Below are 24832 nucleotides of genomic sequence, written 5' to 3' on the forward strand. Positions count from 1 at the left end.
TATATTCCGCGTTAACCGGAAATATCCTGCCTGAAAGAGTAAAAGCAGTGGATTTCAATTTATGAAATCCACTGCTTTTGGAAAAAGGGTGAGGCCTTATCCGTTAACAACGGTCCCGCCGTTTACATGGATGACTTGTCCGCTGACATAGGATGAATCATCACTTGCCAAATATACATAGGCTGGTGCCAATTCCTCAGGCTGACCTGCACGGCCCATTGGAGTATCCTGTCCGAATTTGGCAACATCCTCCTCGCCGAATGAGGCAGGAATCAACGGTGTCCAGATCGGTCCAGGCGCAACACCATTCACTCGGATGCCATCTTTTGAAATGGAGTTCGACAGGGCTCTTGTAAATGCTAGTATTGCACCTTTAGTTGAAGAGTAATCGATTAGTTTTGGGTTGCCCTGATAGGCTGTGATAGAGGTTGTATTAATGATGCTGCTTCCTTTTTTAAGGTGGTTCAATGCAGCTTTAGTTAAGTGGAACATCGAGAAAATATTCGTGCGGAACGTTTTTTCCAATTGTTCAGCTGAAATGTCCAGGATACTTGTCTGCACATGCTGTTCTCCGGCGTTGTTGACTAGAATGTCCAAACCGCCAAATTCATCAACCGTTTTTTTGACGACTTCCTGGCAGAAGGCTTCATCACCGATATCACCGGAAATGAGTAAACATTTCTGGCCTTCTTTTTCGATTAATTCTTTTGTCGCTTTGGCATCCTCGTGTTCATCCAGGTATGCAACTGTCACATTCGCTCCTTCTTTAGCGTAGTAAATGGCAACTGATTTTCCGATTCCGCTGTCTCCTCCCGTTATGATTGCCGTTTTACCTTTTAATTTGCCGCTTCCTTTGTAGGCAGCTTTAACTGAATCAGGATTCGGTTCCATTTTTGTTTCCAATCCAGGTTGATGCTGCTGATGTTGAGGTGGAAATCCTTGTTTGTTCTGATTTTGGTTTTGAGTAGTCAAGATATAAACGCCTCCCATTTAATTATCTACGCTTTTTCTATTCCTTCTTTTAGGAAAAAGAAAACATGGAAAAAATACCCACAAATGTTTTGGTTTATGTTTTAACTGAAGGGAACATGACTAGTCTTTCCATGTTCCATGAAGGCGATTCATAAGAAAAAGAGGTGGACGAGCGCTGACGGAGGCAGTTGAAACAAATGAAAAAAGACCCACCCAAAGCAGGTGAGGTCTTCATACTTAGCGGTAATTTAAGAATTGTACATCAATGGATAGATCAGCGCCCCGAATCGCGGAAATGATTCCTTGTAAATCATCCCGGTTCTTACCGGTAACCCGGATTTGATCATCCTGGATCTGGCTTTTCACTTTAAGGCCGCTATTTTTAATGATGGTATTGATCTTTTTTGCTTGCTCCTTATCGATGCCTTGAATTAACTTGGCCCGTTGGCGAACGGTCCCGCCAGAAGCTCCTTCCAATTTGCCATAATCCAGGTTCTTGACGGGTACGTCACGTTTTATGAGTTTACTGATGAGAACATCCTTCAGCTGTTCGAGCTTATATTCATCGTCGGATACTAAAACCAAGTCTTCTTTATCAATGGTGATGCTGCTTATGCTCCCTTTAAAATCATAGCGTGTCTGTATTTCCTTCATAGCCATGGTAACTGCATTCGTTACCTCTGAAAAGTCTACTTTCGAAACAATATCAAATGAATTTTCCTTTGCCATCACTTACCTCCAGCAGGGTTTATTTCCTTTATTATAGAGAAAGTATGATAGGAAGACAACTATATAAACGATATTAAAAAAGCGGGGGGACAAGCCCCACGCTTCATTTATGGTCCGTTTTCTTCGAATAGGAGTGCTTACCTGCAGCAAGGTTTTCCTGATATGCGATATTTTTTTCAGCATTTCTCGCTTGGTTATCTTTTGGCCTTTTATTGTCATCGGTTGTTTTGGACATAGTGAAAACTCCCTTCCATTATCTGATCAATATATATTGTTCACAATTATGGAAGGGAGTATGTATGTTTATGATTTCTCAGGGGTATCGTTTAAGAAGAAGAGGGCAATTGTGCCAGGGCCGGCATGCGCACCGATGACGGAGCCAATTGTATGGATCATGAAGTCGGTTGTCCCGAATTCATTTTGGATGGCTTCCTTCCATTCCAGGGCCGTTGCTTCATCGTCCCCATGACTGATGGCAATCGTTTGGGTAGTTAAGTTTTTGCCTCTTTCGTGCATTAATTCGATTACACGTTTGATCAATTTCTTTTTGCCGCGTATCTTTTCAAGCGGAACAAGCTTCCCATCTTCAACATGCAATAACGGTTTAATGTTTAATAAACCGCCAACAAGGGCAGATGTCTTGGAGATGCGGCCGCCACGGGCCAGATATTCAAGGTTGTCTACAGTGAATAGATGCTCCATATGCCGGGTTTGGAATTCTATGGCAGCCAGGATTTCTTCTTTAGTGGCACCGTTTGCTGCCAGATCGGCTGCTTTCTTTACAATTAAACCGACGCCCATGGAAGCGCATTTTGTATTGACGATATCAATGTCAACGTCAGGGTACTCTTCCTTCACCTGATTAAGAATCATGACTGCCGTTTGATATGTTCCTGATAACTCAGAGGAAAAGGCTATATATATCCCTTGTTTTTTCTCCTTGGCAAACTGTGTGAAAAGTTCTATAAAGTATTCTGGAGAAGCTTGCGATGTTTTCGGAGCTTTTCCTTCAAGCATCGCCTGATAGACTTCGTGAGAATTAATGGTAAGTAAATCTTCATAAGTTTCCCCGTCAAGATGGACTTGTAAAGGGATTAATGAAACATTGTTTTCCTTATAGAAAGACAACGGCAAATCACATGCACTATCTGCAAGAATTGTGATAGCCATAATACACCTGCTTTCTTTTTACAATTTTTAGAAAATGAGTGGTCACTCTACTTTTTAGTGTAGCACGTAACGGTAAAAATTCAATCTCTACGTAAATAGAATAAATAATTAAGGGTAAAAAGATAATAGAATAAGGGTGAAATGGAGGTTTTTAGGATGTACAGTGGTGAAATGAAGAAAATTATCATAGTTGTGGTCGGGGCATTGCTTAATGCCATCGCAATGAACTTTTTTCTAATACCGGCAAACGTATATGCAAGCGGATTTACCGGAGTGGCCCAGCTTCTATCGAGGATGATTGGATCTTTTGCTCCTTTTAATGTATCGACAGGTATTCTCTTGCTTTTATTGAACATTCCAGTAACGATCATTGCTTGGCGAAAGGTAGGAAAGTCTTTCACTTTTTATAGTTTCCTCAGCGTTGCCTTGATGTCCTTTTTTATGGAAATCATCCCGATTACACGCTGGTCACCTGACATATTATTGAATGCGGTATTTGGCGGAGTCATAGCTGCAGTTGGTGTGGGAATCACCTTGAAATACGGTGCATCGACTGGCGGAATGGATATTATCGCCATGCTTCTTTCACGGAAGAAGGATAAACCTGTAGGGACTTATTTATTTCTGCTGAATGGCGTGATCATTGTAACGGCAGGTGCTGTTTATGGACCGGAAAAAGCTTTGTATACACTTGTTACCCTTTATACATCGACCCGTGTCGTGGACGCGATACATACACGTCATGAAAAGCTTACGGCCATGATCATTACAAAGAAAAGCGAAGAGCTTAAACAGGCAATCCATGCTAAATTAGTTCGCGGAATTACAAGGGTTCCCGCAAAAGGTGCATTCACTAACGAAACTAAGGAAATGTTATTGATTGTCATTACAAGGTATGAACTGTATGACCTTGAAAAGATCATCAAGGAAGTGGATCCACACGCATTCACAAACATCATAGAAACGTCAGGAATTGTTGGGACTTTCCGCAGGGAATGATATTAATAAAAAATCAAGGCCATTACACTTCTATTACAAAAGGAGGTATTTCGGCGTTTTAAGTTTATTGCCTGTACAAAACGGCTAATTCTAATACTGTAGCGCCAATTTAAAATCTTATGAAGGAGTGATTAAAATGGCTAACGACGAAAAAATGAGCAGGCAGGAAGCAGGCCGTAAAGGCGGGGAAGCCACTTCTAAAAATCACGACAAGGATTTTTACCGGGAAATTGGGCAAAAGGGCGGAGAAGCCACTTCGGATAATCATGATAAGGAATTCTATCAGGAAATTGGACAAAAGGGCGGGGAAGCCACTGCTGATTCCCATGGTAAAGATTTTTATAAGGAGATCGGTGAAAAAGGCGGTAAGGCACGAAATAACAATTGATGAAAAACAAAGCGAAAGCCTCCAGGAATCCCTGGAGGCTTTCACATTATTTAGAGTGATTTTCCAGCTCTTGCTGGAGTTCTCGCAATTGTTCTTTTTCAGCCTCGTTCGTATTGGCAAAGGCTGATGAAAGAGCGTTTTTAGCGATTTCCTCTGTCTTATGCTGGTCACCGTCATGCTCAGAGTGGAGAGCTTCTTCAACAAATTCCCTAGCCTTTTGGAATAATTTGTTTCCCATTAGAAGCCACCATAACTTTGTTCAGACATAATTCTTAACCTGTCTTTTTCTGCCTCTTCAAACGTAGTGTGATAAGGGATTTTTTCGGCATGCCTGGCAACACTTTCTTTGCCCTGCTGTACAAATCGTTTAGATTTACTGCTTTTACCCATTCTTATCTCCTCCGATTCTGAGCGTTGTCGACAACGGAATAGATCTGTTGTCCATATTAGTTTGGCTTGAAAGTTGAATATTATGAAGGTAAAAAATGACGAATTAGGCTTTCATATTGAATTTTTCTTCGAGGAAGACGGCTATACCATCTTCTTCATTCGTCAATGTCGTCGTATTTGCTACCGTTTTTACTGGTGAGATCGCATTTCCCATGGCCACCCCGGTTCCCGCATATTCGAGCATTTCCAAATCATTATCTTCATCACCGAAAGCGATTATCCTGTTTTGAGGAATTTCCAGATAGTTGGATACGCGTTTTAGCCCTACGGCTTTACTTAACCCGCTTTTTATTATTTCGATGATATGAAAAGGCTCTGCCCAGCGGCGGTGATCGACCAATTCTGCATGGACATCGGATAGATGCTGGCGAATCTGCCCTACGAATTCACTATCTGTGTGAATCAGCATCGAAGTAGGGGAATCCTGAAGGTAATTGCGTAAATCACCTGTCTTCATGATCGGATTTCCTAGATTGAACATGTTCATCAACTTTTCATCATGATAATGGACATAAACTTCATCCCGGACTTCAGCGATGATGTTATGATATGTAAACTGATCACACGCTTCGACAATTTCTTTCGCAACATTTATATCCAGTGGAGAGTGGTATACCCCCCAGCTTGTATGTAATGGGTGATGGACGAAAGCGCCATTGAAATTAACGATTGGTGTAGTCAGCCCCAGTTCCCGGTAATAAAGTTCACTTGAGCGAAAGGGGCGCCCGGTGGCGATCATAACCTCGTGTCCATCTTCTTTAAGTTTTAGGAGTGTTTTTTTAGTCCTTGAAGAAATTGTTTTGTTATCTGTAAGTAAAGTACCATCAAGATCCAATACGATTAAATGTTTCTCAGTCATGTACACACCTTCTGTTCTTTTTGATTTCATTATATGCAAATATTGTTAAGCCTATTTTAAAGTAAATGTAAATCTTTTTCATTCTTTATGCATTCCTGTATGATATTACTATATCCAGGATTATGATAATTAAAGCGAAGCTCAGATTTGAAGGTAATGAATTCCATTTTGAAAATGGATTGAAAAGACCGGAACAAATTATTCGGAGGGGTTAACTTGATAATAATTGAAAAAGAACTAATTGGACAAATTCCTGTCTTGCACTTAGGGGAACAAACCACTTTCAATCAGGAATTGCCGCTTATTATTTTTATACATGGTTTTCAAAGTGCAAAAGAACATAATCTGCACTATGCTTATTTATTGGCTGAAAAGGGGTTTCGTGTGCTTCTACCCGATGTGATTCATCATGGGGAAAGGGAAGCCGGTTTAAGTGATTCTCAAATGATGCCCCGCTTTTGGGAAATGGTTTTACAAACAATCCAGGATTTATCTTTGCTGAAGGATGATTTATTATCCCGAAAATTGATTGATCCCGACAGAATTGGCGTGGCAGGTACTTCAATGGGGGGAATAGTTACTAATGGGGCCCTTGCTGCTTATGAATGGATTTCCGCCGGAGTCAGTTTAATGGGGAACCCATCATATGTCGCGTATGCAGAGCTCCAAATGGAGGAGATTAAGAAAAGGAAAGTTGATTTCCCAGCTACTGATGAGGAAGTTGCGAAGGTGATTGAACAGCTTAAGCCATTTGATTTGAGTCTTAATCAGGATAAGCTTTGCGACCGACCGCTTCTTTTTTGGCATGGTGCCAAAGATTCGGTTGTACCTTATCAGCATGCATACCGTTTTTATGAAGGGGTCAAAGCAGGGTATGACAAGGCAGATGAAAAAATTGATTTTATCCTTGACCCTAAGGCTGGGCATAAGGTCAGCAGAGAAGGAGTGCTTAAGACAGCGGACTGGTTCGCGAAACATTTACTGTCTGCTGTGCAAAATGCTTAAGTACTCACTCAAAATCTGTTATGATGCTTATACGGACATAATGATGAAAGCGACAAACTAGAGATTTTCCATAAAAGGAGTGATTGAAGTGGATCAAGATACAAAAGACATTATTCTTGGAGCTTTGGAGCAGGTCATTGACCCTGAGCTTGGTATAGATATCGTTAATTTAGGCTTGGTATATGATGTGGATATGGATGAGGAAGGTCTGACCACCGTTACGATGACATTGACAGCAATGGGCTGTCCGATGGCTGGGACGATTGTCGATCAAGTTAAATTGGTTCTGGAAGATATCCCCGAGGTCAAGGAAACGGACGTGAAGATAGTCTGGAGTCCGCCATGGACGAAAGACAAAATGTCCAGATATGCTAAAATTGCATTAGGTATCAAATAATAACTCTGTAATAGAAATGAAGGGCCAGTCAAAAAAAGTGAACCCATTCAAGGAGCCACTTTTTATGGTCTGGTTTTTTTCTAATACTTTCGGCTAGGAGTGGTTAATTGAACAGTCAAATTAAAGATTCATTGGACAGGCCACTAAGGGATTTAAGGATTTCAGTCATAGATCGCTGTAACTTTCGCTGCCAGTATTGCATGCCTGCTGAAATTTTTCACGAGAATTTTCAGTTCCTGCCTAAAAGTGAGCTATTATCTTATGAGGAAATTGTAAGGCTTTCTAAAATCTTCGCAGGCTTAGGGGTAAAAAAACTAAGGTTGACTGGCGGGGAACCATTACTCCGAAGAGATCTTACCACTCTGATTTCAAATCTCGTTAAAATTGAAGGTATTGAAGATATTGGACTGACCACGAATGGGGTCTTCTTGAAAAAACATGCCGTAAATTTGAAGGAAGCTGGTTTGCAGAGGGTGAATATCAGCTTGGACAGCCTCGATGACCATCTTTTCAAGAAGATGAACGGCAGGGATATCGGCATAAAGCCCGTTATTGAAGGCATCGCTGCTGCTAAAGAAGCAGGGCTTGGCGTTAAAGTGAATATGGTAGTCAAAAAAGAAACCAATGAATCTCAAATCCTGCCGATGGCCCGATTTTGTAAAGATGAGGGCCTTCAATTACGCTATATAGAATTCATGGATGTCGGACATACAAATGGCTGGCAGTTAAAGAATGTCATTACGAAAAAAGAACTGCTTGCAATGCTCCAAACCGAATTCGACCTCGAACCAGTTGAAGAAGATTATTTTGGAGAGGTCGCAAAACGCTTCCGCTATAAGGGCACTACTGCAGAAGTAGGCTTCATTACCTCGGTTTCCGAGTCTTTTTGTTCAAGTTGTACACGTGCACGTCTTTCTGCTAATGGAAGTTTATATACATGCCTGTTTAATGGAAAGGGACATGACTTGAAGTCATTGCTCCGTTCCGACATGACCGATGAAGAATTGACAGGGTTCATCATTTCACTTTGGAACCGTAGGGACGACCGCTATTCGGATGAGCGGGCAGCGGGAACGGTGAAGAAACAGGAAAAAATCGAAATGTCATTCATTGGCGGATAATCCGTCCGAATGAAAAATTAAGGGATGGCAGCTATGCCATCCCTTTTTTGTATAGTTGTCAGGACATGATGCCGGTCAACGGCGAAATCCATGTTTATACTTTTTTTATGCATTTTTATTTAGGATACAAGCTAATGAAAATAATTCAATGGTCCTAGGGATGGATTAGTCTGAAATAAATTCCATTCATTATTAAGATCATTAAGGCTTTATGTATTGCTGCTTTTTATGGGAAAGGATTCAATCGATTGTACAGATTTCTATTGGACAGTTTTCACAGTCGATTTCCTGTTTCAAATAGTCAAAGTCAAGAATCGTAATGCGGCCCTTTTTAATGGAGATGACATTGTTTTTCCTTAATTGAGCGAGCATTCGATTGACTACTTCGCGGGATGTGCCGCAAAAATTGGCGAGTTCTTGGTTTGTAAAGGGAAGATTGATAACTTTGCCGTCTTCCGCTTCAGTGCCATAGCTATTTGATAAACGGATGAGGGTGGAGTAAAATGCACCTTTCTTACCGTGCAGGAGCATATCGCGGAATTTAGCCTGATTTTTACGGTTTTGAGCGGATAACCATGTCATCATCTCGACTGCGAGATGGCTATCGGAGGCGATTTTTTCTTCTAATGCTTCTTTGGAAATAACCGCGACAGTACCATCTTCCATCATTTTTGCATTCATCATATATTTAGGATTTTGAGAAAATAAGACTGTCTCCCCAACCAAATCATTCTCCGAACTAATGCGTATAGTTAATTCCCGACCGTCGGGAACAACCTTACTCACTTCTACTTTCCCATTTATAATGTAATACAAATCACTTGCTGGGGTGCTCTCATGAAAAAGGTAGCGCCCTTTTTCCATATGTTTAATTTGTTGTTTATTATCTAAAATTGCTTGCATCCGATTGGATAACGATAATTCATTCATGCATATGACCACCTTTCAGAAACCGTCATTACTCAATTACTACCTTTGATTTAAACGGAAAAAACCCTAGTAGTCAACAGCTTTGGATAATTCTAGGAATTTTGTTGGATAATATTTCATTTAAAATTTATGTTTATAATTTTATAAAAATACATTTGATTTTATTTTTATTCAGTCTTATAATAATAGAATCAAAGATTGACAGGGACCTGAAATTATAGGAGATGGTTTTATGAACGTATCAATAGTAGGTGCAACGGGTTATGGAGGAGTGGAACTAATAAGGTTTTTGAATAATCATCCGAAATTTAAAATAAAATCATTGCATACTTCATCCCAATTTGGTCGAAGTTTATATGAAGAAAATGCACATTTAATGCATATGAAAGCTACATTAGAAGAAATCGATCCGGAAGCGATTGCAAAAAAATCCGATATTGTATTCCTTGCAACTCCTTCGGGTGTTTCATCGCAGTTGATTTCGGAATTTTCTGACCTCGACATTAAAGTGATCGACCTATCAGGAGACCTTAGACTTCAAACTCCTGGTGAATACGAAAACTGGTATAAAAAGCCGGCAGCGCCTCAGCATATTATTGAAGAAGCCGTTTACGGATTGGCTGAATGGAATGCCGAAGCTATAAAAAAAGCGACGATCATTGCAAATCCTGGGTGCTACCCAACCGCATCACTATTAGGTCTTGCCCCTTTATTCACTGAAGGATTGGCCGGAGCGGATGCCGATGTGATCATCGATGCAAAATCCGGGGTTTCAGGGGCGGGGAAATCTCCTTCTGCAGTCACCCATTTTAGTGAAATGAATGAGAACTTTAAGATATATAAGGTGAATCAACATCAGCACATACCGGAAATCGAGCAACAGCTTGGGCGATGGTCATCAGGTTTACAGCCCATTACCTTCAATACCCATCTTGTTCCAATGACAAGAGGGATTATGGCAACGATGTATATAAAGGTAAATCGGGAAACCTCAAATGTTGAATTAAAGGATTTGTACGAAACGGTTTACGAGAACCACCCATTTGTCCGGGTACAGCCCCTTGATCACTATCCATCCACGAAACAGGTATACGGATCGAACTTTTGCGACATTGGCGTCGATTATGATGAAAGAACAGGTAAGGTAACGGTGGTTTCGGTTATTGATAATTTAGTGAAGGGTGCCGCAGGGCAGGCCATTCAAAATGCAAATATATTAATGGGACTAGAAGAAACGGCTGGACTATGGAACAGTCCGCTATATCCTTAAACTATGGAGGGAACCAATGAATACACTACAGTCAGTTGAAGAAATCAAACAAATTCAAGAAGGAAACATTTTAATGCCCCAAGGGTTTAAAGCGTCGGGTGTCCATGCAGGATTACGCTATTCTAAAAAGGACGTTGGCATTATTTTTACCGATGTCCCAGCCTCAGCCGCGGCCGTTTATACACAAAATGTCGTTCAAGCCGCTCCAATCAATGTAACGAAAGACAGTATTGCCGTTACTGGAAAACTTCACGGCATAGTAGTGAATAGTGCTTGTGCGAATGCTTGTACAGGTGAACAAGGTTTAAAAGATGCAAATGAAATGAGGAAGCTTGCGGCTCAAAAGTTCGGTTTGGAGGACCATTCATTTGCAGTGGCTTCAACGGGAGTCATAGGGGAATTCATGGAAATGGAAAAAGTAAGAAACGGCATAGAGGCATTACAGCCAGAAAATACACCTGAAGCTGCTGAAGCTTTCGGTACCGCCATTTTAACAACGGATATTGTAACGAAGAGTTGTGGTTATGAAACAATCATCGACGGTAAAACCGTGAAAATGGGCGGTGCTGCAAAAGGTTCGGGAATGATTCATCCAAACATGGCCACAATGCTAGGTTTCATTACGACGGATGCCGCCATTGAACCGCATGATTTACAGCAAGCATTATCCTCGATTACCAATGATACATTCAATCAAATCACGGTTGATGGCGACTGTTCAACGAACGACATGGTGTTGGTGCTCGCGAATGGAGAAGCGAACAATGAACCTTTGACACCTGACCATCCAGAATGGTCCATTTTCCTGGAATTATTAAAACAAACTTCCGAAAACCTCGCCAAACAAATTGCGAAAGATGGAGAAGGTGCGACTAAACTGATAGAAGTGAATGTTCATGGCATGCATACGAAACAAGATTCACAGATGATGGCGAAGACGATCGTCGGTTCAAATCTTGTGAAAACGGCAGCTTTTGGAGCGGATGCAAACTGGGGACGAATCATAGCTGCAATGGGAAGAAGCGGAGTGGGATTCAATCCGGATCAAACAACGATCGTTTTTGGTGATATCGTCGTACTTAAAGACGGTGAGCCGATTATGTTTTCTGAGGAAGAAGCAAAAGCATACTTGGAAAATGAAAGTATCATCATTCATGTTTATTTGAAAGATGGTAATGAATCAGGCACGGCATGGGGCTGCGATTTAACCTATGATTATGTGAAAATAAACGGAAGCTATCGTTCGTAAGAGGTGAAAAGTATGAACATATTAGTCATAAAGTGCGGCGGCAGCATCATTAATGAGTTATCGGAGTCGTTTTTCAATAGTATTAAAGAGTTACAAAACCGCGGATACCATATTGTCTTTGTGCATGGGGGCGGCCCTGATATAAATTCAATGCTTGAAAAATTTGAAATTGAACCAGTATTTGAAGATGGGTTAAGAAAAACGACCACAGAAGTGCTGGAAATTGTGGAACTTATGCTGGCAGGCAAATCGAACCGCAGCCTCGTTCATAAATTGGAAGCCCATGGCATCAAGGCAGTCGGTTTAAATGGCTCGGACGGCGGAATTCTCACAGGTGATTATATCGATGAACAGAAACTTGGGGCTGTTGGTGAAATACAACAAGTCAATACGGAATTATTCGGGCTTTTATTCGAAAAAGGCTATTGTCCGGTATTGACGCCCATTTCATCTACTGAAGAAGGCAATAAATTAAATGTGAATGCCGATATGGCTGCCGGGTCTGTAGCTAAGGCACTATCGGCTGATATGTGTTTATTTGTGACCGATGTTCAGGGGGTCTTGAAGAATGGGCAGATCATTGAGAAATTGAATGAAACGGAAACGAAGAATTTGATCATGGATGGAATTATACATGGCGGAATGATCCCGAAAGTCAATACAGCCTTGTCGGTGCTGAATAAAGGGATTGAAGAAGTGATGATCGTTAGTGGGAAAGATCATTTTTATCAAGGCGGACAATTCATCGGTACAAAATTTCTTCAGGAAGAAGGGGTATTTCAATGAGTTCTTTATTTCCTACATACGCTAGGTGGGACATTGAGCCAAGAAAAGCGTCAGGATTGAAGATTACGAGTGAAACAGGTAAAGAGTATCTGGATTTCACATCCGGAATCGGAGTTTTGAATCTTGGACATTGTCATGAGAAGGTAAAAATGGCCGTGACGGAACAACTTAATAAATATTGGCATGTATCGAACATGTTTCAAAGTTCCATACAGGAACGGACAGCAAAAATGCTGGCTGATGCCTCTGGTTTAAGTCAGGTGTTCTTTGCCAACAGCGGTGCCGAGGCGAATGAGGCAGCCATCAAACTAGCACGTAAAGCTACCGGGAAAAGCAAAATTGTCACTTGTCAGCAGTCTTTCCACGGCCGTACTTTTGCAACGATGGCGGCAACGGGACAGGAAAAAATCAAGACTGGTTTCGGACCGATGCTAGCTTCATTCGAATATGTTCCATTTAATGATCATGATGCCATGAAAGCAGCCATCGATGAAAATACGGCAGCTGTAATGATTGAAATCGTGCAAGGTGAAGGCGGCATCCATGTTGTACAGCAATCATATCTGGACGCGATTCAAACTAAATGCCAAGAACACGGAGCTCTCCTTATCATAGATGAAATTCAGACTGGGATAGGACGTACAGGAAAGCCATTTGCATTCCAGCATTTCAATATCCTGCCGGACATCATCACTTCGGCAAAGGGGTTGGGAAATGGCCTGCCAATCGGGGCGATGATTGGGAAGGAAGAGTTGTCTGTATTCTTTGACCCTGGAAGTCATGGATCCACTTTTGGAGGGAATCCAGTTAGTGTCTCAGCAGCCGAAGCTGTATTAAAGGAAATTTTTCAATCAGGGTTTTTAAAAGAAACCGTTAAAAAGGCGGAATACCTTGAGAGCGAATTGGCAAAAGCATTGAATGGCATCGAAGAAGTGAAAGAGATTCGCGGTCTGGGAATGATGGTCGGAATTGAATGTAAACAAGATGTTCAGGTGTTTTTAATGGAATTGCAAGAAGAGGGCTTACTTGTATTGAGTGCAGGTCCTAAAGTACTTCGTTTACTTCCATCCCTGACTGTTTCCGAATCGGAGATCGATACGGCAATAAATAAAATTAAAAAAGTATTGGCAATAAAACAAACTGTCTAAATTTATTGAATTTTTATAGAATAAAATGAATAATTATGCTATTGTATATATAAATATACATCATCTAAAGAGGTGAAGATCATGAAAAGCTATCTATATTTAGAGAATGGTTCCGTCTTTGAAGGGGAACTGCTGACTAAATCGACTGAAAAAACAATCACTGGAGAGATTGTCTTTTTTACAGGAATGACCGGATATCAAGAAGTGTTGACAGATCCTTCATATAAGGACCAGATTGTCATCTTCACATACCCACTAATCGGAAATTACGGAATCAATGAACATGATTTTGAAAGTAAAAAGCCGCATGTTGCCGGTGTGATTGTATATGAAGGAAATATGAGCCATTCCCATTATCAGGCTAAATATTCAATTGGTGAATATTTAGACAAGTGGAACATTCCTCTTTTAAGCCATGTGGACACAAGAGCGGTCGTTAAAAATATAAGACAGGAAGGTTCCATGCAGGCAGTCATCACAGCTGAAGAAAAATACACTGTCGTACCCAGCCTGAATGGTTTATCAGCCCATGTAGCTGAGGTATCCACAAAGGTCGTCGAGAGATTTGGTGGAGGTGACAAGCACGTTGTGATGATGGATTTCGGCTATAAAAAATCAATCCTGGATTCATTGGTCGCTCAAGGCTGCCGAGTCTCTGTCGTACCATTCGATACGGAATTCGAGCAAATCAAGGACTTGAAGCCAGATGGTATTTTGCTTTCAAATGGGCCTGGGGATCCAAAACAGCTTGAATACCTTTTAGGAAACATAAAAAAGATCATTACGAGTTTTCCCACGATGGGCATCTGCCTCGGTCATCAATTAACGGCCCTTGCCTTAGGTGGAAATACAAAAAAAATGCTGTTTGGACATCGCGGTGCGAATCAGCCCGTGGTCGATTTGAAAACGAAAAAGGTGTATATGAGTTCGCAGAATCATAGTTACGAGGTTGATGAACCAAGCTTGCAAGGAACATCGCTTCAAGTGAGATTCAGAAACGTGAATGATAACACGGTTGAGGGACTCATGCATGAAGACTTGCCAATCTTCACTACCCAGTACCACCCAGAGGCAAATCCAGGACCTATCGAGAGTTCATTACTATTCAAAGACTTTTTACAAATGATAAATGATTATAGCGGGAGAGAAAAAGCTTATGCCTAAGGACGACACGATACAGACCATTTTAGTGATTGGTTCGGGGCCGATTGTCATCGGGCAGGCCGCCGAATTCGATTATGCAGGTACACAGGCCTGCCTCGCTTTAAAGGAAGAAGGATATAAAGTCATACTGGTCAATAACAATCCGGCAACAATCATGACTGATGATATGAATGCGGATGCTGTTTATTTCGAACCATTAACGGTTGATGTACTGGAAAAGATCATTTCCAAAGAAAAGCCGGATGGCCTGCTTGCTACATTAGGCGGTCAAACAGGATTGAACCTAGCTTATCAGTTGGATGATGCTGGAATACTTGAAAAATATAAGGTCAAATTATTGGGAACTCCGATCGATTCTATCAAAAAAGGGGAGGATCGTGAGCTGTTCCGTGAGTTGATGTTTGAAATAGGTGAACCCGTTCCCGACAGTACGATTGTCCATACTCTTGAAGAAGCGCTGGCTTTTGCCGACAAAATCGGTTTCCCCATCATCGTTCGTCCCGCATATACACTCGGCGGAACTGGCGGTGGTATTGCCGATTCACTGGAGACCTTTAAGGAACTTGTACGGGGCGGACTGCAAGAAAGCCCAATTACACAATGCTTGATTGAAAGAAGCATAGCTGGTTTTAAGGAAGTCGAATATGAGGTTATGCGAGATGGCAACAATACGTGCATCACTATCTGTAATATGGAAAATATCGATCCGGTAGGGATCCATACAGGTGATTCAATCGTCGTGGCACCATCACAGACTTTATCGGACGATGAGTTTCAGATGCTGCGTGCCGCATCCATTAAAATCATCTCTGCTTTAGGGATTATAGGCGGCTGTAACATTCAATTTGCACTTGATCCGAATAGCAAGCAATATTATTTAATAGAAGTGAACCCGCGCGTCAGTCGTTCATCGGCATTAGCTTCAAAAGCAACAGGTTATCCCATTGCCCGCATAGCGGCAAAGCTCGCTGTCGGCTACGATTTATCGGAGCTCATCAATCCTGTAACGAAAAGCACATATTCAAGTTTCGAACCTGCGCTTGACTATGTAGCGGTGAAGTTCCCGAGGTGGCCATTCGATAAATTCACGACCGCCGACCGCAAATTGGGAACACAGATGAAGGCAACTGGTGAAGTCATGGCTTTACACCGCAGCTTTGAGGGTGGAATCCAAAAGGCCGTCGATTCTTTGGAATTGAAAACGATTGGGCTGCAGCTATCATCACTGAAAAATAAAACCATTCCTGAACTTTGGGGAAAGCTTGCCGAAAAATCAGATGAACGAATCTTTGTCATTTTTGAAATGCTTAGAAAAAGCGTGACGATTGAAGAAATCCATGAAGCGACAGCCATAGATTATTTCTTCCTTAAATCCTTTGCTTCATTGATCCAAAGCGAAATGGAGATTGAAGCTAAGGCAATCGATCAGGTAACAAGGGAAGAACTTCAGTTATACAAGGAAAGGGGCTTTTCAGACCGCTATCTTGCTTCCGTATGGAAAGTAAATGAGATGGAAGTGAGAGCACACAGGAAATCACTGGGTGTTACGGCGGTTTACAAAACGGTTGATACATGTGCAGCCGAGTTCGAATCACATACAAACTATCACTATTCAACATATTTTGGTGAGAACGAACAGCAAAAAACGGATAAAAAGAAAGTCTTGATGATTGGCAGCGGCCCGATCCGCATCGGACAGGGAATAGAATTTGATTATTGTTCAGTTCACGGTGTTTATGCACTCCAGGATGAAAATGTTGAAACGATCATGATCAATAATAATCCGGAAACGGTAAGCACGGATTTTGCGACAGCAGATCGCCTTTATTTCGAACCGTTGACCCTTGAATATGTTCTTAATGTGATAGAAGCGGAAGACATAAAAGATGTAATCGTCCAGTTTGGCGGGCAGACTGCAATAAACCTTGCTAAAGGCCTGGAAGAATACGGTGTCAATTTGTTGGGGACATCCTTCGATACACTTGATCAATTAGAAGATCGTGATCGTTTTTATCAGCTTCTTCAAAAACTGGATATCCCCCATGTACCAGGTTCAATGGCTAATGGAGAAGAACAATTAATTTCCCGGGCAGAGGCCATCGGCTTTCCGGTACTCTTACGCCCATCCTATGTAATTGGCGGCCAGGGAATGGAAATCATCGGCTCCAAAGAAAGCTTGTTGAATAGAATGGCTAATGGAACGGCACTAGTCTATCCCGTGTTGATCGATTCCTATATTCCAGGGAAGGAAGCCGAAATCGATTTGATTGCTGATGGAAATGATGTTTATATTCCCATCATTGCCGAACATATAGAAAAAGCAGGCGTCCATTCAGGAGATAGCATGGCCTTATTGCCAGCTCATTCCTTAACGGATGATATTAAAGATAAAATGACCCATTATGCTAAAAAACTAGTTAGTGAACTTGGTTATAAAGGTCTTATGAACATCCAATTCGTGATCGAGGGAAATAGTGTATACGTATTGGAAGTGAATCCTCGTGCAAGTCGAACAATTCCAATCATCAGTAAAGTGACAGATGTAGCTTTGGTGCAAATAGCGACAAAAATATTGCTTGGGAAATATTCATTGTCGAATGCGTTCGAAAAAACGGGCTTAATGGATGAAATTCCATATGCAGTTGTCAAATATCCCGTATTCTCTACTTTTGCACTAAGCGGACTTGATTCGAAGGTAGGTCCGGAAATGAAATCAACAGGTGAAGGAATCGCCATCGGGGAAACGGTAAATGAAGCGTTGACAAAAGTGTTCCATGCTCAAAAAGCTAATCATACCACAGGCGTTTACCAATCAGAATCAGTTCAATTAAGTGAAGACCTGTTAGTGCAAATCAAAGAAGCAGGTTTGACATTGGGGAATTCAGATTTTGATAAATGGTTAAATGAAGGAAATGCTGCGGTCGTTTTGGCATATGGAACAACGGAGGAAGATAAGCAGCTAAGGTTACTTGCAGCGAAATACCGACTGCTTGCTTTTACGGAAGAAGAGACGTTCAAGGCCTATCTACAATCGGTGGATAATGCTGATCCAGGGGTTACCTCGCTTCAGGAATGGCTTGTACCATATACGAAAGGAGTGTCACACGTATGAGTTCAATGACGGCACCGACACAAGCGAAGATTTTAAATGGAAAAGATTTTTTGACCATGAAAGAGTCCACACCAACGGCAATTGCAGATTTGTTAAAGCTAGCGCAGACCATTAAAGGCAAATTGCAAGCAGGTGAAGAATATACGCCTTTAAAAGGGAAAACACTGGGGATGATCTTTGAAAAATCGTCTACCCGTACCCGTGTCTCTTTTGAAGTGGGCATGATGCAGCTTGGCGGGCACGCTTTGTTCCTAAGTGGCAATGACTTGCAAATTGGACGTGGTGAAACTATTTCCGATACTGCAAAAGTCCTTTCTGAATACATTGATGGCATCATGATTCGTACCTTCGAGCATGAAAAAATCCTGGAATTGTCAGAAAATGCTTCTATCCCAGTCATCAATGGGTTAACGGATCTTGCACATCCTTGTCAGGTACTTGCAGACTTCTTGACGATCATCGAGATAAAAGGGCAGTTAAAAGGCTTGAAGATGAGTTATATCGGTGATGGTAATAATGTTGCGAATTCATTGATGGTAGGCTGTGCAAAAATGGGAATGGATTTTTCCATTGGGTGTCCTGACGCCTACAAACCTGATGAAAAGGTCGTCGCCTATGCTAAAAAAGTGGCTGAAGAGACTGGCAGTGAAATTTTGGTGACAACCTCAGCTTCGGAAGCCATAAAAGATGCGGATATCGTCTATTCGGATGTTTGGACTTCCATGGGGCAGGAAATCGAGAATGGTATCCGCTTAGAAGCTTTTAAAGATTATCAAATCAATGGTGAGCTAGTAAAACTTGCTAAAGAAGATTATTTATTCATGCATTGCCTGCCTGCACATCGGGAGGAAGAGGTTACGGCTGAAGTCATCGATGGTCCTAATTCCGTCGTTTTCCACCAAGCCGGAAATCGCCTTCATGCCCAAAAGGCGGTCCTAGTGGACTTAATGTCTTAACCAAAAAAGCTTACCTCAGAGATCAGTCACTCAGTTTGTAGAAAAAAAGGTTTCGGAATGGTCTCATTCCGAAACCTTTTTGATTTTATTTGTAGCAGTTAGAGAATAATAACTGGATCAATACTTGGGCGTCCTACCTCTAAAACATATCTTCCATCAAGTTTAAATGAAAAAAGACACCAATTGTTGCCTTCATTTTACGAACCAAAAGGTTCGATGGTACCAGTTGATTTAAAGTAAATCATTTCAAATTGATCTCGCAGAATATAACCATGTATAGAAAAGCATCCCTATCACCTCAAGTTTTAATCCATTTTTTAAAACAAAAAGGACTGCAGGTAAAAGGATCTATCCTTAAGTTAAAACAAAGTTGATTGGAGTGGGTGTTCGAGATTCCTGCGGGAAAAGCGCGTCCAAGGGAGACCCCGCAGGCGCAATGGCGCCGAGGGAGGAAAGCGAGTGTCCTACGTTCCAATCGACGGTCAATTTTTAAAAACCTAAAAAGACGTCTGCTCAGAGAACAGACGCTTTTTAATTCAGCCGAATTTCCTGTATGTACCTAATTTTTCTGACATGAAAGGTAGGAACCTGGTAATAATAACAGGGAAAGCATGTAAAGGGGTGAGATCTATGGGGCAAAATCGTCAATTTAAGCCAGGACAGAAGGCACCGAATAATGGGACCTACGTAGAAATCGGTGAAACGGGCAGCACGGTTGTGAATCCGAAAATGGTAAAGCTTGATGCAGGGGATTCTTTTCCTGAAACATCCAATCATAATCGGATATGGACCTATAAGCGGAAGCCATGAAACATCTAAAAGCAGGAAAAAGGAATGGTCGCCATCCTTCTTCCTGCTTTTTTCTATTCAGCGGAATAACCGAATATATTCGAGATTTCCAAACAGCTGTTCCTTAAATAGACGCTTAAAGGATCTTCATAATGATCAGGAATGTTTTCGGTGAACCCAACGGCAGTGATTGCTCCCAACAATTCAGAATTATAATTAAAAACCGGAATGGACATGGAGGAAACGGAAGGTACAAGAGGCTCTTTGGCAAAAGCTATTTTGTATTTCCGAATTTCATCATATTCATTTGTTTCTTTAAGGAACGAGCCCGTAACATTACGATCTTTTTCAATCCATTCCGCCGTCAAGGAAGGATCCTGAAATACAGTGAATACCTTTCCGGAAGAGGATGATGGCGGAAGTCGCGTACCTAACTGTGCCCCTATGTTTAAGTTTTGATTGGAATTCCATATTTTTGCAGTGATTGGTCCATCATATGTCCAAACGGAAAAAAGGACCGTGCAGGAAGTATGGTGACTGATTTCCTGTAAATAAGGAGTTATTCTGCTCGTTACATCCTCATTTCCTATCGCTGCCATTCCGTATTGAATCAATTTGCTCCCAAGGTGATACATACCGGTTGTCTTATCGCGATATAGTAACTCCAGTTGAGTCAAAGTATTCAAATACTTATAGAGGTTACTTTTCGTTATCTCCGTTAATTCCTGAATATCAGAGAATCTTAAAGGAGTTCTTTGGGAAGCAAGTAAATCTATGATGCTCATCCCTATTTGTAATGATTGAATCGTCGAACCGGATTTTACGATTTCCATAAATCAATCTCCCTAATCTGTTTTAATTTAGGTCTAGTATATCAGAATATGTAAAATAAACATGAAATTCAGCAGAAAAAACCGCCGGATGCTTGAAGCTATCAATATACGTTCCTATTAAATGAATAACGAACTTTTTGATTCCGCAGTACTGATAATGGTGTAGATGATAACATTTGCACAAAAATTTGCAATACTTTCTTGACAATATTCCGAAAATTGAGTTATCATTTATATAAATAGTGAACAATGTTATCTATAAGTGAAATAGATAAGGTGTACAGTCATTCAAATTCTGGTTTGCGAAGCGAATCCAGCAGAATTAGGATGTTGGCATCAAAAAGAGGTTTTAAAAAAATCCAGATTAATAAAGGAGAATGAATATGAAATTAGTAACGTTCAGCAGTCAAGGATTTAAACGCATCGGTGCAATTTACCCGGAAAATGTAGTAGTTGACTTGAACTATGCCTATCAAGCGCTACTTGAAAGCGAAGGGAAACTTCGCAGTGAACAAATTGCCGACGCTTATGTCCCTGCGACAATGGAGGAGTTTTTACAGGGAGGGAATGAAAGCCTTTCCATCGCGCAAAAGGCTGCGGACTACGTTATTAACAATCGTGATTCCTTCAGACATCAATTGGTACATGAAATTGAAAATATAAAGCTTGAGGCCCCTGTCCAAAAGCCAAGCAAAATTATTTGTGTCGGCCATAATTACCGTGAACACATTGCTGAAATGGGCCGTGAACTGCCGCCATTCCCTGTAGTATTCGCAAAGTTCGCCAATACAGTTATCGGTCCCCAGGATGATATACCGTTTTTCCCAATCTCGGAACAACTGGATTATGAAGCCGAATTCGCTTTTGTTGTCGGACAAAGGGCACGTAATGTTTCAAAAGAAGATGCTCTTGATTATGTAGCTGGTTATACAATTGCGAATGATGTCACTTACCGTGATATCCAACGGCGTACACTTGAGTGGCTACAAGGGAAAACGGTTGAAGGAAGTGCTCCGATGGGGCCTTGGTTAGTCACTTCCGATGAACTGTCCGATCCATCGGGCTTGAATGTCCGATTAACGGTAAATGGTGAAGAACGCCAAAAAACGAATACATCCAACTTCGTATTCGATGTGAAGTATCTAGTTGAATTCTTATCGAACTTAATGACTCTTGAACCAGGTGACATCGTACTAACAGGAACACCGGGTGGGGTAGGAGTAGCCCGTGATCCACAAGTGTTCTTAAAAGATGGTGACGTTGTCAAAATCGAAATCGACAAAATAGGTTATCTTGAAAACCGTGTGAGACGTGTCGAGGAGGGAAAATAAAATGGCTTATCAGGAAATCGGGACATCAATCCAATCAGTGCAACAATCCATCGACCATATTCTTGAGACAACGGCAAACCTACCGGAAGAAACGATCCGATTTAAACCAGCTGAGGATGAATGGTCAATCATGCAGATACTTTCCCATTTAGCTGAAGCCATTCCTTATTGGTTAGGTGAAGTGGAAACTGTACTAGCGATGCCTGGAGCCGATTGGGGGCGTGGATTGCAAGATCCAGCCCGATTGGCGGCGGTTACCGATACTGACAAACTTGCTGTGGATGATGTCATGAAGCAAGTGGAGGAGCTTAAATATAAAGTGGAGAGCGGTCTCGGGAATTTAGATGAAGAAACACTATCCAAAGAATCGCCACACCGGAATTTCGCTAAATTCGGAAACAAACCAGTTTCTTATATAGTCGATCACTTCATCGATGAGCATGTTTCAGGACATTATGATCAAATTAAGCGAAATCTTTCTAAAATCCAGTGAGGCAAGATAAAAAAGAAAGTAGGGATTAATATGGCTGAAAAATCGGAATACATGAATAGTACAATCGTAAAAGATTTTACAAAGGATATTCAGCAGTATAACCTTGGGCCGCTGTGGGAAGCCATTCCCGCTCTGATGGACCATGAACCTAAACCCCATGCGCATGCTTATTTATGGAAAGAAGAGCTTTTGACAAAAAAATTGATGGAAGCGGCTGAAATCTTCACACCTGACCGAGGCGGGGAGCGCAGGGCGATTTATTTTCAAAACCCTGGCCTTACTTATCGCCAGCCTTGGGGATGGGCTTCGACAACACAAACGCTTTATGCAGCGGTCCAGCTATTGTTGCCAGGTGAAGTGGCCCCTTCCCACCGTCATTCCCAAAGTGCACTTCGTTTCATTACGAATGGTGAAGGTGCCTACTCCATCGTGCAGGGAGAAAGGATCTTCATGGAAGAAGGCGATTTTTTGATCACGCCCAAAAACTTATGGCATGGTCATGGACATGTTGGGGAAAAACCAATGATTTGGATGGATGCCCTTGATATCCCAACCATCTATTCCATAGGCGGCACTTTCTTTGAACCATATCCAGATCGGATTGAAACGCCTAAGCGGCCAGATAATTTTTCAGAGCTCCGTTATCAAGGCGGAATGGTTCGTCCAGTATCCGACCGTTATTCACAAGTGGCACCGCTTGCCAACTACAAGTGGAAGGGCACCAAAGCAGCGATAGAAGGATTGATGAACTTCGAACCGGATCCATATGAAGGTTTTGCCGTGGAATATATCAATCCATCAAATGGCCAAACGGCCAATCCGACGATGGGGGCATGGATGCAGAAACTTCCTAAAGGTTTCCATACGAAAGCCCATCGCCATACCCATTCCACGATTTATCAAGTGCACCAAGGATCAGGCTATACGGTCATTAATGGCGTGCGTTTTGACTGGTCCAAGGGAGATTATTTCGTCGTTCCGAATTGGGCATGGCATGAGCACGTTGCAGAAGCGGATTCTTACTTATTCTCGGTAAACGACCTACCAATAATGGAAAGATTCGATTTGGAACAGCAACAAGAATTAGACACAAACAATGGGTACCAAAAGGTTGAAAGTGAATTCAATCCTGTTTTGGTTTGAAAATAATCGGTTTGGAATCTTCAGCTAAGATACTAGTGAATAGATGAATGCCATTCGAATGAAAACGCTTACTGTGGTAGTGGTCCGCAACTTTGGCTAGAAGCAACTAATATAGGGGGAATTGATGATGAACACAGAAAAAAAACCATTCATCGTTATTGGTGGGGGAATTGGCGGATTGGCAACTGCTTTAGGAATCGCAGAAACAAAACAGTATGTAAAAGTCCTAGAACAAGCTCCCGAATTTGGGGAAATAGGTGCAGGGATTCAGCTTGCAGCAAATGCCACCAACGTATTGCAGCGTTTGGGTGTCATGGATAAAATCAATGATATTGCAGTATTTCCAAAAAGATTGGTGCTGATGGACGCCTTTTCCGGAAAAGAGCTTTCCGCTTTGGATTTAGGTGATGTTTATAAAGAAAGATATGGAGCTCCGTATGTTGTTTTGCATCGTTCCGATTTGCATAAAGTATTGGCTGAAGCCTGTGAAAAGAACCCGTATATCGAACTGGTCACGAATCAAACCATTATTGAGACAGTAGAGTATGAAGGTGAAGTGACGGTTACTTCTGCCAACGGGTCCCAACATTCAGGAACTGCTGTCATTGGAGCCGATGGATTATGGTCCAAGGCACGGAAACTTTTTGTGGAAGATCAGCCGGTCTGCTCTCAATATGTTGCATACAGGGGAGCGATCCCGATGGAGGAGGTTACGAGCCATGGGGATTTAGATGATGTATACATGTGGATTGGGCCAGACCTTCATCTTGTTCAATATCCGGTTAGAAGGGGAGAACTTTATAACCAAGTAGTGGTTTTCAAAAGTTCTCAATATACGGAAGAAAACGAAAAAACAGATCAATGGGGAACACCGGAAGAAATGGACCGTGTATTTGCCGGGACTTGTGAGCTTGTTCAGAATGCGATTTCATTCATTCAAAGACAACGCCGCTGGCCGATGTATGACCGTTTACCAATTGATAATTGGACAAAAGGAAGAATTACGCTTATGGGCGATGCGGCACATCCGATGCTTCAATACTTGGCACAAGGCGCTTGCCAGGCTTTAGAAGATGCAGCTTATTTGTCTGATATGCTCCATAAGCATGGGAATGACATTGAACAGGCATTTTTGGAATATCAGGAGGAACGCATTCCTCGTACGGCTAATGTTCAAACGAGTGCTAGAATGTGGGGGGAAATCATTCACAATACGACCGATGCAGGCATTCTGCTCCGAGATACGATCCTTGCAGGTCGGACGGATAGGGATTTCCAATTCGTCGATGAATTTCATGGTTACAATAAAACGGCCGTGAAAGCATAAACCATTTTTTTCATCCATAAAGGAATTTATCCATGTTAAATGGGTCTGCCTTTCTTCTATATGAAGAAAGGCTTTTTCCGTTTATTTTCCAAACTACTGCATTTCTTATAACTTTCCTTTACATGGGGAGAATTAGAAGTATAATGAAAATATAAAGGTCAAAATTGGTCAAACCCAGTGGGGATTCGTTCATGATATAGATGAATGGGAG

At 41.6% G+C, this 24832-nt stretch carries 25 protein-coding genes and 1 pseudogene; 17 read left to right on the forward strand and 9 right to left on the reverse strand.

The window, feature by feature from the left end:
- Positions 1-96: 96 nt before the first annotated feature.
- The 4 genes from ACZ9AO_RS07950 to ACZ9AO_RS07965 all read right to left on the reverse strand — a co-directional run bounded on the left by ACZ9AO_RS07950 (position 97) and on the right by ACZ9AO_RS07965 (position 2871).
- Entirely contained in the window at positions 97-972 is an 876-nt protein-coding gene (locus tag ACZ9AO_RS07950; RefSeq protein ID WP_476108818.1) for an SDR family oxidoreductase, read from the reverse strand.
- Between the two features lie 237 nt (positions 973-1209).
- Positions 1210-1701 carry a YajQ family cyclic di-GMP-binding protein gene (locus ACZ9AO_RS07955; protein WP_034314577.1) on the reverse strand — a complete coding sequence of 164 codons (492 nt, stop codon included), beginning with the start codon at positions 1699-1701 and terminating at the stop codon, positions 1210-1212.
- Positions 1702-1804: 103 nt separating this feature from the next.
- Positions 1805-1936 (reverse strand): DUF3941 domain-containing protein, encoded by a 132-nt coding sequence (locus ACZ9AO_RS07960; RefSeq protein ID WP_072272565.1) that lies wholly within the window; start codon positions 1934-1936, stop codon positions 1805-1807.
- 68 nt (positions 1937-2004) lie between these two features.
- Positions 2005-2871 (reverse strand): DegV family protein, encoded by an 867-nt coding sequence (locus ACZ9AO_RS07965; protein ID WP_063596478.1) that lies wholly within the window; start codon positions 2869-2871, stop codon positions 2005-2007.
- 156 nt (positions 2872-3027) lie between these two features.
- On the opposite strand from ACZ9AO_RS07965, the gene ACZ9AO_RS07970 reads away from it, so the two are divergent.
- Entirely contained in the window at positions 3028-3870 is an 843-nt protein-coding gene (locus tag ACZ9AO_RS07970; protein WP_048686881.1) for a YitT family protein, read from the forward strand.
- A gap of 136 nt (positions 3871-4006) precedes the next feature.
- Positions 4007-4255: pseudogene (locus ACZ9AO_RS07975) on the forward strand (KGG domain-containing protein); the annotation flags it as partial.
- A 49-nt stretch (positions 4256-4304) separates the two neighbouring features.
- Here ACZ9AO_RS07975 and ACZ9AO_RS07980 read toward each other — a convergent pair.
- From ACZ9AO_RS07980 to ACZ9AO_RS07990, 3 genes are all read right to left on the reverse strand, one after another.
- On the reverse strand, positions 4305-4496 hold the full coding sequence (locus tag ACZ9AO_RS07980; RefSeq protein WP_034314570.1) for a DUF3813 domain-containing protein: 192 nt from the start codon (positions 4494-4496) through the stop codon (positions 4305-4307).
- Entirely contained in the window at positions 4496-4648 is a 153-nt protein-coding gene (locus ACZ9AO_RS07985) for a hypothetical protein (protein WP_164468789.1), read from the reverse strand. The genes ACZ9AO_RS07980 and ACZ9AO_RS07985 overlap by 1 nt, the downstream gene beginning before the upstream one ends.
- A gap of 103 nt (positions 4649-4751) precedes the next feature.
- Positions 4752-5567: a Cof-type HAD-IIB family hydrolase gene (locus tag ACZ9AO_RS07990; protein ID WP_057275841.1), complete on the reverse strand. Its 816-nt coding sequence runs from the start codon at positions 5565-5567 to the stop codon at positions 4752-4754.
- A 216-nt stretch (positions 5568-5783) separates the two neighbouring features.
- Between ACZ9AO_RS07990 and ACZ9AO_RS07995 the strand changes: the two genes are divergently transcribed.
- The 3 genes from ACZ9AO_RS07995 (at position 5784) to moaA (ending at position 8090) form a co-directional block, all read left to right on the forward strand.
- Positions 5784-6572 (forward strand): alpha/beta fold hydrolase, encoded by a 789-nt coding sequence (locus ACZ9AO_RS07995; RefSeq protein ID WP_476108819.1) that lies wholly within the window; start codon positions 5784-5786, stop codon positions 6570-6572.
- Positions 6573-6660: 88 nt separating this feature from the next.
- Positions 6661-6969 carry a metal-sulfur cluster assembly factor gene (locus ACZ9AO_RS08000; RefSeq protein ID WP_034314562.1) on the forward strand — a complete coding sequence of 103 codons (309 nt, stop codon included), beginning with the start codon at positions 6661-6663 and terminating at the stop codon, positions 6967-6969.
- A gap of 107 nt (positions 6970-7076) precedes the next feature.
- A complete protein-coding gene (moaA, locus tag ACZ9AO_RS08005) occupies positions 7077-8090 on the forward strand; it encodes a GTP 3',8-cyclase MoaA (RefSeq protein WP_251538647.1) in 1014 nt (337 codons plus the stop codon).
- Between the two features lie 240 nt (positions 8091-8330).
- On the opposite strand, the gene ACZ9AO_RS08010 is transcribed toward moaA, so the two are convergent.
- Complete coding sequence (locus ACZ9AO_RS08010; protein WP_034314560.1) at positions 8331-9020, reverse strand: Crp/Fnr family transcriptional regulator; 690 nt, start codon at positions 9018-9020, stop codon at positions 8331-8333.
- A 232-nt stretch (positions 9021-9252) separates the two neighbouring features.
- On the opposite strand from ACZ9AO_RS08010, the gene argC reads away from it, so the two are divergent.
- From argC to ACZ9AO_RS08050, 8 genes are all read left to right on the forward strand, one after another.
- Entirely contained in the window at positions 9253-10290 is a 1038-nt protein-coding gene (argC, locus tag ACZ9AO_RS08015) for an N-acetyl-gamma-glutamyl-phosphate reductase (RefSeq protein ID WP_476108820.1), read from the forward strand.
- Between the two features lie 16 nt (positions 10291-10306).
- Complete coding sequence (gene argJ, locus ACZ9AO_RS08020; RefSeq protein ID WP_476108821.1) at positions 10307-11539, forward strand: bifunctional ornithine acetyltransferase/N-acetylglutamate synthase; 1233 nt, start codon at positions 10307-10309, stop codon at positions 11537-11539.
- A gap of 12 nt (positions 11540-11551) precedes the next feature.
- Positions 11552-12325, forward strand: coding sequence for an acetylglutamate kinase (gene argB / locus ACZ9AO_RS08025; protein WP_476108822.1), 774 nt, complete (start codon positions 11552-11554; stop codon positions 12323-12325).
- Positions 12322-13473 carry an acetylornithine transaminase gene (locus ACZ9AO_RS08030; RefSeq protein WP_048686897.1) on the forward strand — a complete coding sequence of 384 codons (1152 nt, stop codon included), beginning with the start codon at positions 12322-12324 and terminating at the stop codon, positions 13471-13473. The genes argB and ACZ9AO_RS08030 overlap by 4 nt, the downstream gene beginning before the upstream one ends.
- Before the next feature lie 81 nt (positions 13474-13554).
- A complete protein-coding gene (locus tag ACZ9AO_RS08035; RefSeq protein ID WP_048686899.1) occupies positions 13555-14637 on the forward strand; it encodes a carbamoyl phosphate synthase small subunit in 1083 nt (360 codons plus the stop codon).
- Complete coding sequence (locus ACZ9AO_RS08040) at positions 14630-17749, forward strand: carbamoyl phosphate synthase large subunit (RefSeq protein WP_476108823.1); 3120 nt, start codon at positions 14630-14632, stop codon at positions 17747-17749. Before ACZ9AO_RS08035 ends, ACZ9AO_RS08040 begins: the two co-directional genes overlap by 8 nt.
- Complete coding sequence (gene argF, locus ACZ9AO_RS08045; RefSeq protein WP_048686903.1) at positions 17746-18705, forward strand: ornithine carbamoyltransferase; 960 nt, start codon at positions 17746-17748, stop codon at positions 18703-18705. The genes ACZ9AO_RS08040 and argF overlap by 4 nt, the downstream gene beginning before the upstream one ends.
- Positions 18706-19335: 630 nt before the next feature.
- A complete protein-coding gene (locus ACZ9AO_RS08050) occupies positions 19336-19515 on the forward strand; it encodes a YjzC family protein (protein ID WP_034314546.1) in 180 nt (59 codons plus the stop codon).
- 53 nt (positions 19516-19568) lie between these two features.
- Here the strand turns inward: ACZ9AO_RS08050 and ACZ9AO_RS08055 are convergent, their stop codons facing one another.
- Positions 19569-20327: an IclR family transcriptional regulator gene (locus tag ACZ9AO_RS08055; RefSeq protein ID WP_251538658.1), complete on the reverse strand. Its 759-nt coding sequence runs from the start codon at positions 20325-20327 to the stop codon at positions 19569-19571.
- Positions 20328-20710: 383 nt separating this feature from the next.
- Between ACZ9AO_RS08055 and ACZ9AO_RS08060 the strand changes: the two genes are divergently transcribed.
- The 4 genes from ACZ9AO_RS08060 (at position 20711) to ACZ9AO_RS08075 (ending at position 24621) form a co-directional block, all read left to right on the forward strand.
- Positions 20711-21658, forward strand: coding sequence for a fumarylacetoacetate hydrolase family protein (locus tag ACZ9AO_RS08060; protein ID WP_476108824.1), 948 nt, complete (start codon positions 20711-20713; stop codon positions 21656-21658).
- A 1-nt stretch (position 21659) separates the two neighbouring features.
- Positions 21660-22151, forward strand: a complete 492-nt coding sequence (locus ACZ9AO_RS08065; RefSeq protein WP_476108825.1) for a DinB family protein — start codon at positions 21660-21662, stop codon at positions 22149-22151.
- A gap of 30 nt (positions 22152-22181) precedes the next feature.
- Positions 22182-23294 carry a cupin domain-containing protein gene (locus ACZ9AO_RS08070; RefSeq protein ID WP_251538662.1) on the forward strand — a complete coding sequence of 371 codons (1113 nt, stop codon included), beginning with the start codon at positions 22182-22184 and terminating at the stop codon, positions 23292-23294.
- A gap of 127 nt (positions 23295-23421) precedes the next feature.
- The gene (locus ACZ9AO_RS08075) at positions 23422-24621 is read left to right on the forward strand and encodes an FAD-dependent monooxygenase (protein ID WP_034314536.1); all 1200 of its coding nucleotides are present in this window, start codon (positions 23422-23424) and stop codon (positions 24619-24621) included.
- Positions 24622-24832: the final 211 nt, after the last annotated feature.

The sequence above is a fragment of the Peribacillus sp. TE19612 genome, assembly GCF_056279465.1.